The 14,816-nt window shown below is 65.6% G+C and carries 16 protein-coding genes; 14 read left to right on the top strand and 2 right to left on the bottom strand.

The features are described 5' to 3' along the window. Positions 1-26 precede the first annotated feature (26 nt). Entirely contained in the window at positions 27-1,064 is a 1,038-nt protein-coding gene (locus tag ACWGQ2_RS14935) for an NAD-dependent epimerase/dehydratase family protein (protein ID WP_452018613.1), read from the bottom strand. A 134-nt stretch (positions 1,065-1,198) separates the two neighbouring features. Here ACWGQ2_RS14935 and ACWGQ2_RS14930 point away from each other — a divergent pair, with 134 nt between their 5' ends. The 6 genes from ACWGQ2_RS14930 to ACWGQ2_RS14905 all read left to right on the top strand — a co-directional run bounded on the left by ACWGQ2_RS14930 (position 1,199) and on the right by ACWGQ2_RS14905 (position 7,524). Further along, complete coding sequence (locus ACWGQ2_RS14930) at positions 1,199-2,254, top strand: glutathione S-transferase family protein (RefSeq protein WP_452018611.1); 1,056 nt, start codon at positions 1,199-1,201, stop codon at positions 2,252-2,254. Positions 2,255-2,528: 274 nt separating this feature from the next. Further along, a complete protein-coding gene (locus ACWGQ2_RS14925) occupies positions 2,529-3,500 on the top strand; it encodes a FecCD family ABC transporter permease (protein ID WP_452018846.1) in 972 nt (323 codons plus the stop codon). 83 nt (positions 3,501-3,583) lie between these two features. Beyond that, positions 3,584-4,552 (top strand): FecCD family ABC transporter permease, encoded by a 969-nt coding sequence (locus tag ACWGQ2_RS14920; RefSeq protein ID WP_452018844.1) that lies wholly within the window; start codon positions 3,584-3,586, stop codon positions 4,550-4,552. A 3-nt stretch (positions 4,553-4,555) separates the two neighbouring features. After that, the gene (locus ACWGQ2_RS14915) at positions 4,556-5,443 is read left to right on the top strand and encodes an ABC transporter ATP-binding protein (protein ID WP_452018609.1); all 888 of its coding nucleotides are present in this window, start codon (positions 4,556-4,558) and stop codon (positions 5,441-5,443) included. After that, positions 5,440-6,513: a siderophore-interacting protein gene (locus ACWGQ2_RS14910; RefSeq protein WP_452018607.1), complete on the top strand. Its 1,074-nt coding sequence runs from the start codon at positions 5,440-5,442 to the stop codon at positions 6,511-6,513. The genes ACWGQ2_RS14915 and ACWGQ2_RS14910 overlap by 4 nt, the downstream gene beginning before the upstream one ends. A 216-nt stretch (positions 6,514-6,729) precedes the next feature. After that, positions 6,730-7,524, top strand: coding sequence for a M23 family metallopeptidase (locus ACWGQ2_RS14905; protein ID WP_452018605.1), 795 nt, complete (start codon positions 6,730-6,732; stop codon positions 7,522-7,524). An 83-nt stretch (positions 7,525-7,607) separates the two neighbouring features. Here the strand turns inward: ACWGQ2_RS14905 and ACWGQ2_RS14900 are convergent, their stop codons facing one another. Next, positions 7,608-8,600, bottom strand: coding sequence for a diacylglycerol/lipid kinase family protein (locus ACWGQ2_RS14900; protein ID WP_452018603.1), 993 nt, complete (start codon positions 8,598-8,600; stop codon positions 7,608-7,610). Between the two features lie 89 nt (positions 8,601-8,689). Between ACWGQ2_RS14900 and ACWGQ2_RS14895 the strand changes: the two genes are divergently transcribed. The 8 genes from ACWGQ2_RS14895 to ACWGQ2_RS14860 all read left to right on the top strand — a co-directional run bounded on the left by ACWGQ2_RS14895 (position 8,690) and on the right by ACWGQ2_RS14860 (position 14,666). Beyond that, positions 8,690-9,463 (top strand): SGNH/GDSL hydrolase family protein, encoded by a 774-nt coding sequence (locus tag ACWGQ2_RS14895; RefSeq protein WP_452018601.1) that lies wholly within the window; start codon positions 8,690-8,692, stop codon positions 9,461-9,463. A 242-nt stretch (positions 9,464-9,705) separates the two neighbouring features. Beyond that, entirely contained in the window at positions 9,706-11,292 is a 1,587-nt protein-coding gene (locus ACWGQ2_RS14890) for an MFS transporter (protein WP_452018599.1), read from the top strand. Positions 11,293-11,432: 140 nt separating this feature from the next. Continuing rightward, positions 11,433-11,933: a MarR family winged helix-turn-helix transcriptional regulator gene (locus ACWGQ2_RS14885; protein WP_452018597.1), complete on the top strand. Its 501-nt coding sequence runs from the start codon at positions 11,433-11,435 to the stop codon at positions 11,931-11,933. Continuing rightward, positions 11,934-13,079 (top strand): glucose-1-phosphate adenylyltransferase family protein, encoded by a 1,146-nt coding sequence (locus tag ACWGQ2_RS14880; protein ID WP_452018595.1) that lies wholly within the window; start codon positions 11,934-11,936, stop codon positions 13,077-13,079. Positions 13,080-13,433: 354 nt separating this feature from the next. Next, a complete protein-coding gene (gene rpmB, locus ACWGQ2_RS14875) occupies positions 13,434-13,670 on the top strand; it encodes a 50S ribosomal protein L28 (protein WP_055239037.1) in 237 nt (78 codons plus the stop codon). Beyond that, complete coding sequence (gene rpmG / locus ACWGQ2_RS14870; protein ID WP_013602737.1) at positions 13,670-13,837, top strand: 50S ribosomal protein L33; 168 nt, start codon at positions 13,670-13,672, stop codon at positions 13,835-13,837. Before rpmB ends, rpmG begins: the two co-directional genes overlap by 1 nt. 2 nt (positions 13,838-13,839) lie before the next feature. After that, positions 13,840-14,145, top strand: coding sequence for a 30S ribosomal protein S14 (gene rpsN / locus ACWGQ2_RS14865; protein ID WP_055239038.1), 306 nt, complete (start codon positions 13,840-13,842; stop codon positions 14,143-14,145). A 236-nt stretch (positions 14,146-14,381) separates the two neighbouring features. Beyond that, entirely contained in the window at positions 14,382-14,666 is a 285-nt protein-coding gene (locus ACWGQ2_RS14860) for an HU family DNA-binding protein (RefSeq protein ID WP_055239039.1), read from the top strand. Positions 14,667-14,816 lie beyond the last annotated feature (150 nt).

Raw genomic sequence — 14,816 nt, 5'->3', positions numbered from 1 at the left:
ACGCCACGGGCCGCCGAAGCAAGCTCCTAACGGCCGGGACCCAGCAGCGGAGAGGCCGGCACGCCGGCCTGTTCGCTCAGGCCGTCCAGCACATCCTGGAATGCGCGCAGCGAGCTGCGCTTCGGCTCCCAGCCAAGGACCTCGCGGGCACGGGTGGTGTCCATCAGCGGCGCTCCGGCAGCCATGTCGATCCAGCCGGGATCGGTGGCCTGCAGCCGGGCAGCCCAAGTCAGGCCGACAATCGCCCGGATCACGCCGACCGGAATGTTGATGATCCGGCGGGCGCCGAGCATCCCGGCCAAAAGTTCGGGCGTGAACACAGGGTCCGCAGCGATGTTAAAAGCGCCCTCCGCCCTGCGGTCCACCACACGCCAGTAGGCATCGGCGATGTCGTCCGCATGGACCACCTGGAAGGAGAACTCCGCAGGGAGCGGGATGATCGGCAGGCTGAGCTTATTCAGGATGGACCGGGGGACCAGCGGGCCCAGGAAGTAGCGGCCGATCTCGCTGCCGGCGTCGGACTGGAAAATCAGCCCCGGACGCAGCCGCGCTACCCGGATCTCCGGGTAGCGCCGCTCGAAGTCGTCCAGCAGTTCTTCCTGCTCGCCCTTGTGCCTGCTGTAGTGGGATGTTGCGATGCCGCGGGCGGGCCACGACTCGTCGGTCAGGCGGTCTTTGGGGGCGGGGGAGTAGGCCCCGACGGACGAGGCGCACACAACCTGCCGCACCCCCGCCTCGGCCGCTGCCGCCAGCATGTTCTGTGTACCGCGGACGTTGATCCGGTGCAGTTCCGCCTCGTCGCGGTTCGGCTGGATGGCCCACACCAGGTGAATGACGGCGTCGACGCCGCGCAGCACTTCGGTGAGTTCTTCAGCCCCCGCCCGCGAGGCCACATCGATGCTGTGCCACTGAACCCCCTCATACGGTCCGGTGGGCTGTGCAGGAACCCGGCGCGCGACGCCGACAATCTCCAGCCCGTCCGGGCGCTCAGCACGGGCTGCCTGCAGTCTGCGCAGGACGGCGGTCCCCACATTTCCGGTGGCTCCGAGGACGGCTACACGCATCAAGAAAGTCCCTTCGTTCTTCAAACCCGCGGGTCCGCTGTGCACTTGCCCCGACTCTACAGCTCAACCGCCGCCGCTGGCAGGGCGATAGGCTGGAGGCCAGAGCAGACACACGGCTGAGCGACGGAGTGATCATGGCCAAGACATCGGAACAGTCAGCAACAGGCACGGACTACAGCACCAAAGGGTCCTACGTATCCGGCGGGCAGGAATACACCCGGGATACGAATTACATCGAAACCCGCATCACCCGAGACGGACGGGACGGCTACCCGGTAGAAGCGGGCCGGTACCGGCTGATCGCTGCCCGCGCCTGCCCGTGGGCCAACCGCACCATCATCGTGCGCCGCCTGCTGGGACTGGAGGACGCAATCTCCCTCGGCACCCCCGGGCCCACCCACGATTCCCGGAGCTGGACCTTCGACCTCGATCCGGACGGCAAGGACCCGGTGCTGGGCATCGAACGGCTGCAGGAAGCCTTCTTCCGCCGCGCCCCCGGTTACAGCCGCGGCATTACCGTTCCCGCCGTCGTCGACATCCCCACCGGCGCTGTGGTGACGAACAACTTCCCGCAGATCACCGAGGACTTCAGCAGCGAGTGGACCGAGTTCCACCGCGAAGGCGCGCCGGACCTGTGGCCGGCCGAGCACCTGGAGGAGATGCGCGAGGTCAACAAGCGCGTCTTCACCGAGGTGAACAACGGTGTGTACCGCTGCGGTTTCGCCGGGTCGCAGGAAGCGTACGACGCCGCCTACGACCGTCTCTGGGCCGCAATGGACTGGCTGGAGAACCGGCTGTCAAAGCAGCGTTTCCTGGTTGGCGACACCATCACCGAGGCAGACGTCCGGCTTTTCACCACCCTGGTCCGGTTCGACGCCGTCTATCACGGCCACTTCAAGTGCAACCGGAACAAGCTCAGCGAGATGCCGAACCTGTGGGGCTACGCCCGGGACCTGTTCCAGACTCCCGGTTTTGGCGACACCGTGGACTTTGTGCAGATCAAGCAGCACTACTACATCGTGCATGAAGACATTAATCCCACCGGGATCGTGCCCAAAGGTCCGGATAACTCCGTCTGGCTGACTCCGCACGGCCGTGAGGCACTCGGCGGCCGTCCGTTCGGCAACGGAACCGCTCCCGGTCCTGTCCGTCCCGGCGAGGAAGTTACCCCGGGCCACGGCACCGAGTAGCCGCTTTCTCCGCGCCTGAAGCGTGTCCCCCCACGCGAGAGGCCAGTTACGGCTCTTTTGGAGGCTCATAAGAGCCGTAACTGGCCTCTCGGCGGGGAGTAATACGGCACGGAACTGTTTCTTAATCCGGCCGGACGTAGGATAGCCTTACTTAAGTCCTATACCGCTGGCTTCAGGAGGTGCCGCCGTGTCCTCACCGGCCGTGGCCCGCACCCCTGTTTCAGGTCCAACGGCAGCTCCGAGGCACGGCCGCCGCATCTCCCCGGTATTACTTCTGGCAGCCTCGGTCACCATCCTGGCTGCAGCCGCTTTCGCCTCCGTGGCGCTCGGTGCCCGGCCGCTCTCCCTAGAGACCGTCTGGCAGGCGCTGACCAGCGCCGATCCGGCCAACGGAGACCACGCCGTCGTCCTTAGCAGGCTCCCGCGCACAGTGGCAGCACTCCTCATCGGCGCTGCCCTCGGACTGGCCGGGACAGCCCTGCAGGGCATGACCCGCAACCCGCTGGCAGATCCCGGCATCATGGGCCTGAACGCCGGCGCTGCCTTCGCGGTCGTCACGGCAATCTACGTTTTTGGCATCACTTCCTTCACTGGCTACGTCTGGTTCGCCCTGGCGGGCACTGCCTTTGCCGCGCTGCTGGTCTACGCCGTCGCTTCCCTCGGCAGGGAAGGCGCCACCCCGGTGAAGCTGGCGCTGGCAGGTGCCGCGCTGACCGCCGGGCTGACCAGCCTGCTCTCAGCCGTGCTCGTCTCCAGCCAGCAGACCCTGAACACCTTCCGCTTCTGGCAGGTCGGCACCGTGTCCGGCCGCGGCTGGGACGTTCTGCTGCCCCTTATTCCTTTCCTCGCCGTGGGCGCGGTCATCCTGCTCGCCTCCGGACGGGCACTGAACGGGCTCAGCCTGGGTGACGACGTCGCTCGCGGACTGGGCCAGAACGTTGCGCTCTCGCGCGGAGTCATGGCCGTCGGCGTCGTGCTGCTCTGCGGCGCGGCCACCGCTGCCGCCGGCCCCATCGCGTTCCTGGGCCTGGTGATCCCGCACCTGGTGCGCGGACTGGCAGGCCCGGACTACCGCTGGATCCTAGTGCTCTCCGCGGTGCTGGCACCCGTGCTGCTGCTGGTGTCCGACGTCGTAGGCCGCCTCATCCTGCCGCCGGGCGAAGTCCCGGTGGGAATCATGACCGCCGTCATCGGCGCGCCCGTGTTCATTGCGATCATCCGCCGGCGGAAGCTGGCCGAGCTGTGAGCGCCGCCCCGCTGCTCCGGGAAAACGGCTCCGCTGCCGCCACGGTGCGTGAAGTCCGGCGCCGCAGCGGACGACGCCGCCGGGTGGTCCTGGCTGCCCTCGCAGGCGGCGTTGTGGTCCTCTTCTTCGCCGGGGTGCTGCTGGGCAGCTACACCGTGACCATCCCTGACTTCGTGCGCATCCTGGCAGGGGAGAAGATTCCAGGAGCCTCCTTCATTGTGATGGAGAGCAAACTGCCGCGCGCCGTGACTGCGGTGCTGATCGGCGTGGCCTTTGGTGTCTCCGGCCACCTTTTCCAGACGATGCTGCGAAATCCGCTGGCCAGCCCGGACATCATCGGCATCAGCTACGGTGCCAGCGCGGCGGCGGTTACCGCCATGGTGGTGTTCGGCGCGTCCGGCGCAGGTGTGTCCCTGGCGGCCCTTGCCGGGGCCTGCATCATTGCGGTCTCGCTTCACCTGCTCAGCCGGAAGGGCGGGGCCTCCGGTGCCCGCCTGGTCCTGATGGGAATCGGCTTCGCCGCCGTGCTCCAGGCCGTGGTGAACTTCCTGCTCACCCGCACGGACGTGCGCACCGCTGCGGAGTCCCTTGTCTGGCTGACCGGATCGCTGAACTCGGCAACCTGGGAACGAGCCGGTATCGTCGCCCTGGCCCTCGTGGTGCTGCTTCCAGCCGCAGTTCTGCTGGGGCGGCGCCTGCGTGTGCTTGAACTCGGCGACGACTTCGCTGCGGGCCTGGGCCTGCCCGTGGAAGGAACCCGCGCCGGGCTGCTGTTTACCGGCGTCGCACTGGCAGCTGTGGCTACCGCCGCGGCCGGGCCGGTGGCTTTCGTAGCCTTCCTGGCCGGCCCCATCTCCCGCCGGCTGATCGGCGGACGCGCTTCGCTGGCTGCGGCCGGACTCACCGGTGCGGTCATTATGCTCGCCGCCGACTTCGCTGCCAGCAACCTGCTTCCGGGCGCCCTGCCCGTCGGCGTCGTGACCGGAGCCCTGGGAGCGCCGTTCCTGCTGTGGCTGCTTGTCAGCTCCAACCGTGTAGGCCGAGGAGGCTAAAGCATGCAGAACAAGCTTGAGGCACGGGATCTGGTGCTCTCCTACGCAGACCGGACAGTGGTTGACGGTCTCAGCGTCCAGCTGCCCGCTGGCCGGATCACCGTGATCGTCGGCGCCAACGCCTGCGGCAAGTCAACGCTGCTGCGAGGCCTCGCCCGGCTGCTGAAACCGGCCTCCGGCGCCGTGGAACTGAACGGCCAGGACATCAACTCCATGCCCAGCCGCGAAGTCGCCCGCACCCTGGGCCTGCTGCCGCAGACTCCCAACGCACCCGACGGCATTACCGTGGCAGATCTCGTGGGCCGCGGCCGCTACCCGCACCAGGGCTGGTTCCGCCAGTGGAACGCAAAGGATGACGACGCCGTCGCCGCCGCCCTTGAAGCCACCGGCACGCTGGAGCTGGCCGGACGCGATATCGATGAGCTGTCCGGCGGCCAGCGCCAGCGGGTGTGGATCGCCATGGCACTGGCCCAGCAGACGGACATTCTGCTGCTGGACGAACCAACCACCTTCCTTGATGTGACCCACCAGGTGGAGGTCCTGGATCTGGTGACGGATTTGAACCGCCGCGCCGGCACCACCGTGGTCATAGTGCTTCACGACCTGAACCTGGCGGCACGCTACGCGGACCACCTCATTGCCATGAAGGACGGACGCATCGCCGCGCAGGGCGCTCCCGCCGAGATTGTCACCGAAGAGCTTGTCCAGGACGTTTTTGGCCTGGAAGCCGCAGTGATCCCAGACCCCGTAGCCGGAACCCCCATGGTGGTCCCGGTGGGGCGGCACCACTCCCGCCCCGCTCCGGAACCCAGGAACCAACCCATGGGCTACCTGCCCAACCCGCACGATTCCCGCCTTGAGACCCGCAATCCTATGGAGGCAGCTTCATGACCGGTACCCGCACCACCTCATCGGCAGCGGCTGCTGCCCCTGCACGGCGCAAGGGTGCCAATGCTGCAGTGCTGGCCTTCGACGTCGAGGTCCGGTCCGTGCAGCGGCTCAGCGCGAACTTCCAGCGCATCACCTTCGGCGGTGAATGCCTGCGTGAATTCGGTGTCCAGGGATGCACCGACGACCTGCGCATCAAGGTGGTCATCCCGCCGCAGGCCGCTGACGGAACCCGCGCACCGCTGCCTCCCATCGACTGCGAAGACGCAGGCTGGTACCGGAACTGGCTGGCCATGGATGCCCAGGCACGCGGGTCCATGCGAACCTACACGGTCCGCGCTTCCCGCTGCTCCGCCCCGGAGCCGGAGATCGACGTCGACTTCGTCCTGCACTTCGACAGCGAGGGTGTGGGTGGTCCGGCATCGACCTGGGCGGCTGCTGCCAAGCCGGGGGACCGTGTCACGGTTATCGGTCCGAACGCCGTGCACTGCGTCACCGCAGAGTCCTACGGCGGCATCGAATGGCGCCCGGGCCTGGCCCAGCACGTGCTGCTGGCCGGGGACGAGACCGCGGTTCCGGCGATCGCCTCGATCCTGGCGAACCTGCCCGAAGACTTCACCGGGCACGCGCTGCTGGAAGTGCCCGACGCCGGTGACGTTCAGGAACTCTCCACCGCCTCCAAGGTGAGCATCAGCTGGCTGCCCCGCAACGGCCGCGCCCACGGTGAAGCGCTGGAGGCCGCAGTGCGGGACGCGGTGGCAGTACCCGGTTATGCCACGGTGGAACGCGCTGAAACCGCGCCGCCGGTGCCGGCGCGCCGGCAGGAACTGGAAGACGTGGACATCGACTCCGTGATCCTCTGGGAAACCCCCGCCAGGCTGGCCCCCGAGGTCGTGGAGAACTCACCCAGCCCCAACACCCCCGCCGGCGCCCTGCCGTTCTACGCCTGGATTGCGGGCGAAGCGGCCGTGGTCCGGGGCCTGCGGCGCTATCTGGTCCGTGAGGCCGGAATCGACCGCAAGCAGGTGGCCTTTATGGGTTACTGGCGGCACGGCCGGGCCGAAGCGTCGTAGGTTCTTACGGCCCCTGCACGCTGTGAACCAGCGCCGCTGACGCTGCTGTAGAGCCCGCCACGCGCGCCTGTTTACTTGCGCACAAAAGCTCCCACTGTCAAGGCGGGGCTGGTTAAACTGGAGGAAATCACTTCCACTTTTTACCTGGCTCTCGCACGCCCTCATGAGGCATCCGCAGTACCGACAGAACTGTTGTCTATTCACAGTGGAGGTTGCGTGACCCCCAAAGTAAACGAGACCGCCCGGAATTTGGCTGACGCTCTCCGCCGGTACGTCACGGAAACGGCGGCCCGGTACCGGCCTTCCGGCAAGCATGCCGATCCGGAAAGGGAACATCAGGGGCTGTCCCTTTCCCCCCAGCTTCAGGACCGGCTGCGGCAGGCCCGGAACTTCAGCACCCCCGCCCGCAAGACTGCCGCACTGGGGACCGGTGCATCGCTGCTGCTCAGCGGAATGGTTTTCGGTGTGGCTGAAGCAGCAACCGTCGCTGACACCGGGGCCGTAGCCGAACGGCAGCTGGTCAACACCCAACCGTTTCCGGAACCGCAGGAGCCGGCACCTGCAGCACCTGCTGAAGGAGGAACCGGCTCAACGGCACCGGTCGCCGAAGCGCCGCCGGCCAAGCCTTCCGTTCCCGTGGACGGCCTGGTAATCACCTCGCCCTTCGGCTGGCGGATCAATCCGATGACCGGCTCCGGCCAGGAATGGCACACCGGCACCGACTTCCGCGGCGGACTCGGCGCTGAAGTACGCTCCGCCCGGGCCGGCACAGTCGTCGAAGCCGGCTGGCACACCACAGGCGGCGGCGGGCTGAGGATTGTGGTGGACCACGGCGACGGAGTCCAGACCACCTACAACCACCTCAATGACATCCGGGTAGAAACCGGCCAGCCTGTCGAAGAAGGCCAGGTGCTCGGCGGGGTGGGCAGCACCGGAAATTCCACCGGCCCGCACCTGCACTTCGAAGTGCTCATCAACGGTGAGTACACCGATCCGATGACCTGGCTTTAGGCCAATACGGCATCAGCCCCCGCCTGGGCGGGGGCTGATGCGTTTAATCATGTCTATGGGAAGGGAAGACAGGGGCCCGGAGGCTAGGGTTCGGGATTGGTCAGGATCGCAGGGTCCTTCTTGCCGTGCGGCATCCGAATGCGCAGGGCGCTGGGATCCACCCGCAGGGAGAGCCGGGTTGCACTGCCCAAATGGTCGCCGTCCATCTCGAAGTCCTGCGGAGAGTCGGCCCAAATGTCAGCGCTTCGGCACTGGAAGTACTCCACCGCGGTTCCGCGGCCTTTGCCGCGGCGCAGCAGGCCGGCCACAACGGACAGCCAGCCAAGGCTTCCCTTGGGCGCCATGGTCATGATGTCCAGCAGTCCGTCGTCAATCTTCGCGCCGGGAAAGACTTCCAGGCCGCCCATAATCTTGCCGCAGTTTCCGCCCATCACGCTGCGCAGCCGGCGGGAGAAGGGTTTGCCGCCGTCGATCGAAATCATGGTCTTCACCGGTTTGCCGGGCAGGTTCCGGATGCCGGCATCCACGTAGGCGAGCCACCCCACGCGGTCCTTCAGGGCGGTATTCGTATCCCCCATCATGACCGCGTCGTATCCCAGCCCGGCCATGACCAGGAAGATCTCGCTGTCGACGGCCTCGTCCACCTTGACGTGGACAACATCAATACGCCGTTCCGTGCCGGTCAGCGCGGTGCGGACCGCACCTTCCGGATCATCGACCGGTACATCAAGGTTCCGCGCCAGCAGGTTTCCGGTGCCCAGCGGCAGCAGCCCCAGCGGAGTGTCCGTGCCGGTCAGCTCTGCTGCCACGCAGCGCACGGTGCCGTCGCCGCCGGCGGCAATGACGACGTCGGCGCCTTCCTCCAGTGCCTGGCGCGCCATTCCCCGGCCCGGGTCATCCGCTTCCGTCTCCAGCCACAGCGGCGCGGCCCAGCCTTCACCTGCGCAGACCTCTTCCACCAGTGCGCGGATGTCCACGTCGGTTTTCTTGGTCGGGTTAATGACGACGGCGGCGCGCCGCCCTGGGGTGCTGGGACCCGGAGCGGGAGCGTTCTGCGTCTGAGACTGGCTGGACATGGTGCCCTTCGATTGACGGGAGTGTTCCGGCTCTGAGTCTAGACTGCGCTCCGGCCGAAGGTGCGTAGATCGGCTTGTAGGCTGTGGGGGTGACTTTCTCGCAGCGATACGTAGCCCTTGGAGATTCCTTTACTGAAGGCGTGGGGGACTGGGATCCAGCCCGTCCCAACGGCGTGCGCGGGTGGGCGGACCGCGTCGCGGAGCAGCTTTCCCTGGCGGATGAGTCCTGGGGGTACGCCAACCTGGCCATCCGGGGCAAAAAGCTGCGCCAGGTCATCGACGAGCAGATCGAGCCTGCCCTGGCGCTGAAGCCCACGCTGGTCAGCATTTACGCCGGCGGCAATGACATCCTTCGTCCCAAGGTGGATATCGACGCGATTGTCCAGGCCTACGATTCCGCGATTGGCCGGCTGCGCTCCTCGGGCGCGGCGGTGCTGGTCTTCACCGGATTCGATTCAGGCCAGTCGCCCATTTTCGGCCGTACCCGCGGCCGGACCGCCCTCTATAACGAGCTGGTGCGTGAGGCTGCCGACGCCCATGGAGCCATCCTGGTCGACTACTGGCGGCTGAAGGTCCTCCAGGACGAGAGGTACTGGGACGTGGACCGGCTGCACATGTCACCTGCGGGGCACATCCTCACGGCCAAGAAGGTGCTGGAAGTCCTGCGCGCCACTGATGCCCTGGACGTTCCCGAACTTGACACCCTGCCCGCCCGCGACCGGATCCAGCGGCTGAAGCATGACGCGCGGTGGGCCAAGGAGTACCTCGGCCCGTGGGTCAGCCGCCGGCTCCGCGGCGTCTCCTCGGGGGACAACCTCAGCGCCCGCTTCCCTTCCCCGGTGAAGCTCACACCGCAGGGCTAAGAGCTGCCGGGACGTCACAAAAACGCCTCCTCGGAGCGTCTATGTGACGCACTTCACAGTATGGCCGGATTCCCGCACGGGCACTGGCAACCACCGGTGTCGCCCTGCGCGCTGCAATGGATAAGCACCCTTACGATTCGGGATTAGCGGCCGTTTTTTCTAAACTTGTGGGTCTGCCGGCTGAGGGCCGGCACAGGGATGCAATTGCCCTACGCAGATGACCTCTAGAGAAAAAGGCCCAAATGCAGCAAGAAGCACCTGATTCGAGTACTGCTCCGCCCGGTTCACTGCCGGGTGCCGCGGCACGGAAGCGGAACCCGCTTCGCCGTCGCCGCCTTGATGTGGAAGACGTAAACGTCGTAGACCACACCATGATGAAAAAAGCCGTCGGGGGCACGGTCGTCGGCAACACCATGGAGTGGTTCGACATCGGTGTGTACGGCTACCTCGCCGTCACCATGGGAGCCGTCTTCCTGTCCGACGCCGACCCCGCGTCCCAGCTGCTGTTCAGCTTGGGCGTATTCGCGGCAACCTTCATTGCCCGTCCGCTGGGCGGCGTCATTTTTGGCCGCATCGGTGACCGGATCGGCCGGCAGAAAACGCTGGCAACCACGCTGATCCTGATGGCGGCCTCCACCTTTGCTATCGGTCTGCTCCCCGGGTACGCGCAGATCGGCATGGCCGCCCCGGTGCTGCTGGTTGTGATGAAGCTCCTGCAGGGCTTCAGCACCGGCGGCGAATACGCAGGCGCCACTACTTTCGTTTCCGAATACGCCCCGGACAAACGCCGCGGATTCCTGGCCAGCATCCTGGACCTCGGCAGCTATATGGGATTCGCTCTCGGCGCGCTGACGGTGTCCACCCTCCAGCTGACGCTCAGCGAGGAAACCATGCTCGACTGGGGCTGGCGGATCCCGTTCCTGATCGCCGGACCGCTTGGCGCAATCGCCATCTACTTCCGCCTGAAGATCGAGGAATCCCCGGCCTTCCAGGCAACCCTTGACGCCCAGGAAGAACAGGCAGCATCCGCTGCGGGCAAGGAAATGGACAAGGACGCCGTCGCGCAGGGAACGTTCGGGATCTTCCGGACCTACTGGCGCCCGATCGTGCTGGCCATGGTCCTGGTGGCTGCCGCGAACACGGTTGGCTACGCGCTGACGTCCTACATGCCTTCCTACCTCACGGATTCAAAGGGGTACGACCCGGTTCACGGCACGCTGCTGACTATTCCGGTGCTGGTGATCATGGCACTGTGCATCCCGCTGACGGGCCGGCTCTCTGACCGGATCGGCCGCCGGCCGGTGCTCTGGATGGGTGCAGGCTCCACGATCGTTCTGGCTATTCCGGCGTTTGTGCTGATCGGGCTGGGACCCATCTGGAGCACTCTGCTGGGCCTGGGACTGCTGGCCATTCCGGTAACGTTCTACGTCGCCAACCTCGCCTCCGCCCTGCCGGCGCTCTTCCCCACGGCCAGCCGGTACGGAGCCATGGGTATTGCCTACAACTTTGCCGTGGCAATCTTCGGCGGCACCGCTCCGCTCATCATGCAGGGCCTGATTACCCTGACGGACAATGACATGATGCCGGCCTACTACCTGATGGTCACCTCGGCCATTGGTGCCGTTGCGATTGGCATCATGAAGGAATCGGCCCGGCGTCCCATGCCCGGGTCCATGCCGAGCGTCGCAACGGAGGAAGAGGCCCGCGAGCTGGTGGAAACCCAGGATGAGAACCCGCTGCTGGATGTGGACACCCTGCCCTTCGACTCGGCCGAGTCTGCTGAACCGGCAGGCGGTTCAGCAGCTGAGGACCGTGAACCGGTCCGCTAGCGCCGTCGTCCCGCCGTCGTCCCGCCGTCGTCCCTCCATCGAGAGGCCAGTTGAAGTCCTTTTGAGCCTTGTAAAGGACTCCAACTGGCCTTTCGGGAGGGCAGGCTTGAAGGCTCAAGTGACGTGAGAGAATTACCCCCATGACCGAACAGCAGCCCGACCGGTGGCTTACCCCGGATGAGCGCAGCGCATGGCTGGCGCTCTATGCTGTGGCCACACGGCTGCCGGGAACCCTCGACGCCGATCTTTTCCGCCGGGCGCGGATCACACTTTTCGACTACCACGTGCTGGCCATGACGTCGGAGGCCGAAGGCCGGCAGCTGGCCATGAGCGAACTGGCTTTCCGTTCCAATGCATCCCTCTCGCGGCTGTCCCACGTAGTGAAGAAACTCGAACAGCGCGGCTGGATGCGCCGGTTCCCGTCACCCACGGACGCCCGGGTTACGACGGCGGCACTCACCGAAGAAGGTATGAAGGCCCTGGTGGAACTCGCACCCGGCCACGTCGACGCGGTCCGCGGAGCGGTCTTCGACGCCCTGGATGACCAGGACGTCGCAGACCTGACCCGGGTTGGCACGAAAATCCTCACCCTGCTCGATCCGGCCTCGGACCGTCCGGGCGCCCCAACCAAAGGAACCTGAATGCGCCAGCCGCGGATACTGACCATCATCCTTGCCGGAGGATCCGGCGGAAGGCTCGGCAGCCTCACGGACACCCGTGCGAAGCCGGCCATGCCGGTGGGCGGGTCCTACCGGCTGATCGACATCCCGCTCTCGAACCTGCACAACTCGGGCCTCAGCGACGTTTGGATCGTTGAGCAGTATGAGCCGAAGTCCCTGAATGACCACCTGGTCAGCGGCCGCCCGTGGGACCTTGACCGTACCAACGGAGGCCTGCGGGTGCTGCCGCCCTATCAGGGATCCGAGGGCGAGGGATTCGCTGAAGGCAACGCGGATGCCCTGTACCGCCAGGTGGACTACATCCGCGAATACGATCCGGACCTCATCCTGGTGCTCAGCGCCGACCACTTGTACCGGCTGGACTACCGGGATGTCATCGCCGCCCACACCTCTGCCGGAGCAGCCCTGACGGTGGTGAGCTACCGGGTCAGCCACGATCCGTCCGAGCACGGTGTCCTGGAAGTGGAGAACGGAACGGTGACCGGCTTCGAATACAAGCCGGAAGAACCCAAGACGGATCTCATCGCCGCGGAGATCTTCCTCTATGACGCCGAGGTCCTCCTGCGCAGCCTCGAAGAACTGATGGAACGCGACGGCAAGCTGGAGGACTACGGGGACCAGCTGCTTCCTTATCTGGTGGAACGGGAAAAGGTCATCGAACACCGGCTGGACGGGTACTGGCGGGACATGGGCACCCCGGACAGCTACCACCAGGCGCACATGGACCTGTTGGACGGGCATGGCATGGTCTTTGACGACCCGGCTTGGCCCATCCTTTCCGCGACCCCGCGCCGGCTGCCCGCATTCGTCGGAGCGGCAGCCCAGGTTGAAACCAGCCTGCTTGCCCCCGGCTCCCGGGTGGACGGGGAGGTCTCCCGGAGTGTCGTGGGACCGGACTGCCACATTGAGCCCGGTGCCGAGGTCCATGGCTGCGTTCTGCTCGACGGCGTGCGCGTCATCACGGGCGCCCGGCTGCGGAACATGGTGGTGGATTCGGGCGCCGTGGTGGGCGGCGCCACTGACCTAGACGGCGCAAAAGAGGACCCGGAAACCGGGATCGCCGTCGTGACTGCCGCCGGAGCGCTGGAGAAGCCCTCCTCTGATTAGCCGGTTTGGCTCAGGCGCCTCCACCGTTTAGGATAGGAAGGCGTTAAGTCGCGCCCATGATCTGGTTTGGTCCCGCAAGGGTACGGACCAGGGCATTTGCGTGGCCGCCCGTATAAACCTAGAATTGAAGGCTGTCACAGCGGATTACTGCTATGGCTGCCCGAACTTCACCGTCTTCCCCGCGGCGAGGCACTTCGGCTGGATCTCACCCCGCCAGGTCAACCTCCGGAAAGTCGCAGTAATAACGGTGTCAAAACTGGTGGCGGGACGCTCTTTATTGCAGGTGCCATGGCGGCATCGCCTGGTGCTTGTTTTTTGAGGACCGTCATATTTACTACAACTGGAGGAGAGATCATGGCAGCTTACTGCCAGGTAACCGGAGCTGTTCCCGGCTTTGGTCACAGCATTTCGCACTCGCACCGCCGCAACAAGCGTCGGTTCGACCCGAATATTCAGAAGAAGCGCTACTGGGTTCCGTCCCTGCGCCGCAACGTGACGCTGCAGGTTTCTGCCCGCGGCATCAAGACGATCGACGTCCGCGGCATTGACGCAGTCGTCACCGAACTCCTCGCGAAGGGTGTGAAGCTCTAGTGGCTAAGGATAAGGACGTTCGTCCGATCATCAAGCTGAAGTCGACCGCCGGCACCGGGTACACCTACGTGACCCGCAAGAACCGTCGTAACGACCCGGACCGCATGGTTCTGAAGAAGTACGACCCCAAGATCCGCCAGCACGTCGAATTCCGTGAGGAGCGCTAAGAATGGCAAAGAAGTCCAAGATTGCCCGCAACGAGCAGCGCAAGGTTGTTGTTGAGCGCTACGCTGCCAAGCGCCTCGAACTGAAGAAGACCCTGGTCGACCCGAACGCGACCGACGAAGCACGCGAAGCCGCACGCCTCGGCCTGCAGAAGCTTCCCCGCAACGCTTCCCCGGTCCGCCTGCGCAACCGCGACCAGATCGACGGCCGCCCCCGGGGCACCCTCCAGAAGTTCGGTATCTCCCGCGTGCGTTTCCGCGACATGGCTCACGCCGGCGAACTGCCCGGCATCAAGAAGTCCAGCTGGTAAGCTCCGCTTTCCACGCCTGAAAAGGGCGGCAGCCGTTACGGCTGCCGCCCTTTTTGCGTACCCGGATGTTCTTCGCCTCCAAAACCTGGCCTGATTTGTCTAAAAACCCGAAAAATCCGCGAAAACCCGCGGTTTTCAGCGTGATTTGGGCTCCCAAGCTGGTAAGTTTTCGAACAGAGGCGGTTACGCATCCGTGAACCGCTCGCGCTAAACACCAGAGTCCAGGAGGACATAAATTGGCTATGAACCGCAGTGAACTTGTTGCCGCTGTCGCAGAGAAGTCCGGCAACAGCCAGACCGCCGTTAACGGTGTGCTCGACGCTGTCTTCGACATCTTCGCCACTTCCGTTGCCAACGGCGAAAAGATCACCATCCCGGGCTGGCTTGCTGTTGAGCGCACCGACCGCGCAGCTCGTCAGGGCCGCAACCCGCAGACCGGCGAAACCATCCAGATCCCGGCCGGCCACAGCGTCAAGCTGACCGCAGGCTCCAAGCTGAAGGCTGCTGTCGCCAAGAAGTAGTATTTCCGCTTTCCCCGAAGGGCCGGTGCCGTACAGGCACCGGCCCTTCGTGTTGCCCTGCCCTGCCCTTCGTCTTGCCCGGAACCCGGTGTGGGCCGGTTGCCGGCTCTGCGGGTCCAAACCGCGGCGGTAATTGGCCCAATTTTTACA

This window comes from Arthrobacter sp. NPDC055585 (assembly GCF_053619115.1).
Note: the sequence above shows the minus strand (reverse complement) of the source record. Positions and strands in the feature narration are given on the sequence as shown.

Bases quoted from the DNA above. Each gene is read 5' to 3' on its own strand.
- ACWGQ2_RS14935 (WP_452018613.1), bottom strand. From the start codon at position 1,064: ATGCGTGTAGCCGTCCTCGGAGCCACCGGAAATGTGGGGACCGCCGTC.
- ACWGQ2_RS14930 (WP_452018611.1), top strand. From the start codon at position 1,199: ATGGCCAAGACATCGGAACAGTCAGCAACAGGCACGGACTACAGCACC.
- ACWGQ2_RS14910 (WP_452018607.1), top strand. From the start codon at position 5,440: ATGACCGGTACCCGCACCACCTCATCGGCAGCGGCTGCTGCCCCTGCA.
- ACWGQ2_RS14885 (WP_452018597.1), top strand. From the start codon at position 11,433: ATGACCGAACAGCAGCCCGACCGGTGGCTTACCCCGGATGAGCGCAGC.
- rpmB (WP_055239037.1), top strand. From the start codon at position 13,434: ATGGCAGCTTACTGCCAGGTAACCGGAGCTGTTCCCGGCTTTGGTCAC.
- ACWGQ2_RS14900 (WP_452018603.1), bottom strand. From the start codon at position 8,600: ATGTCCAGCCAGTCTCAGACGCAGAACGCTCCCGCTCCGGGTCCCAGC.
- ACWGQ2_RS14890 (WP_452018599.1), top strand. From the start codon at position 9,706: ATGCAGCAAGAAGCACCTGATTCGAGTACTGCTCCGCCCGGTTCACTG.
- rpsN (WP_055239038.1), top strand. From the start codon at position 13,840: ATGGCAAAGAAGTCCAAGATTGCCCGCAACGAGCAGCGCAAGGTTGTT.
- ACWGQ2_RS14915 (WP_452018609.1), top strand. From the start codon at position 4,556: ATGCAGAACAAGCTTGAGGCACGGGATCTGGTGCTCTCCTACGCAGAC.
- ACWGQ2_RS14880 (WP_452018595.1), top strand. From the start codon at position 11,934: ATGCGCCAGCCGCGGATACTGACCATCATCCTTGCCGGAGGATCCGGC.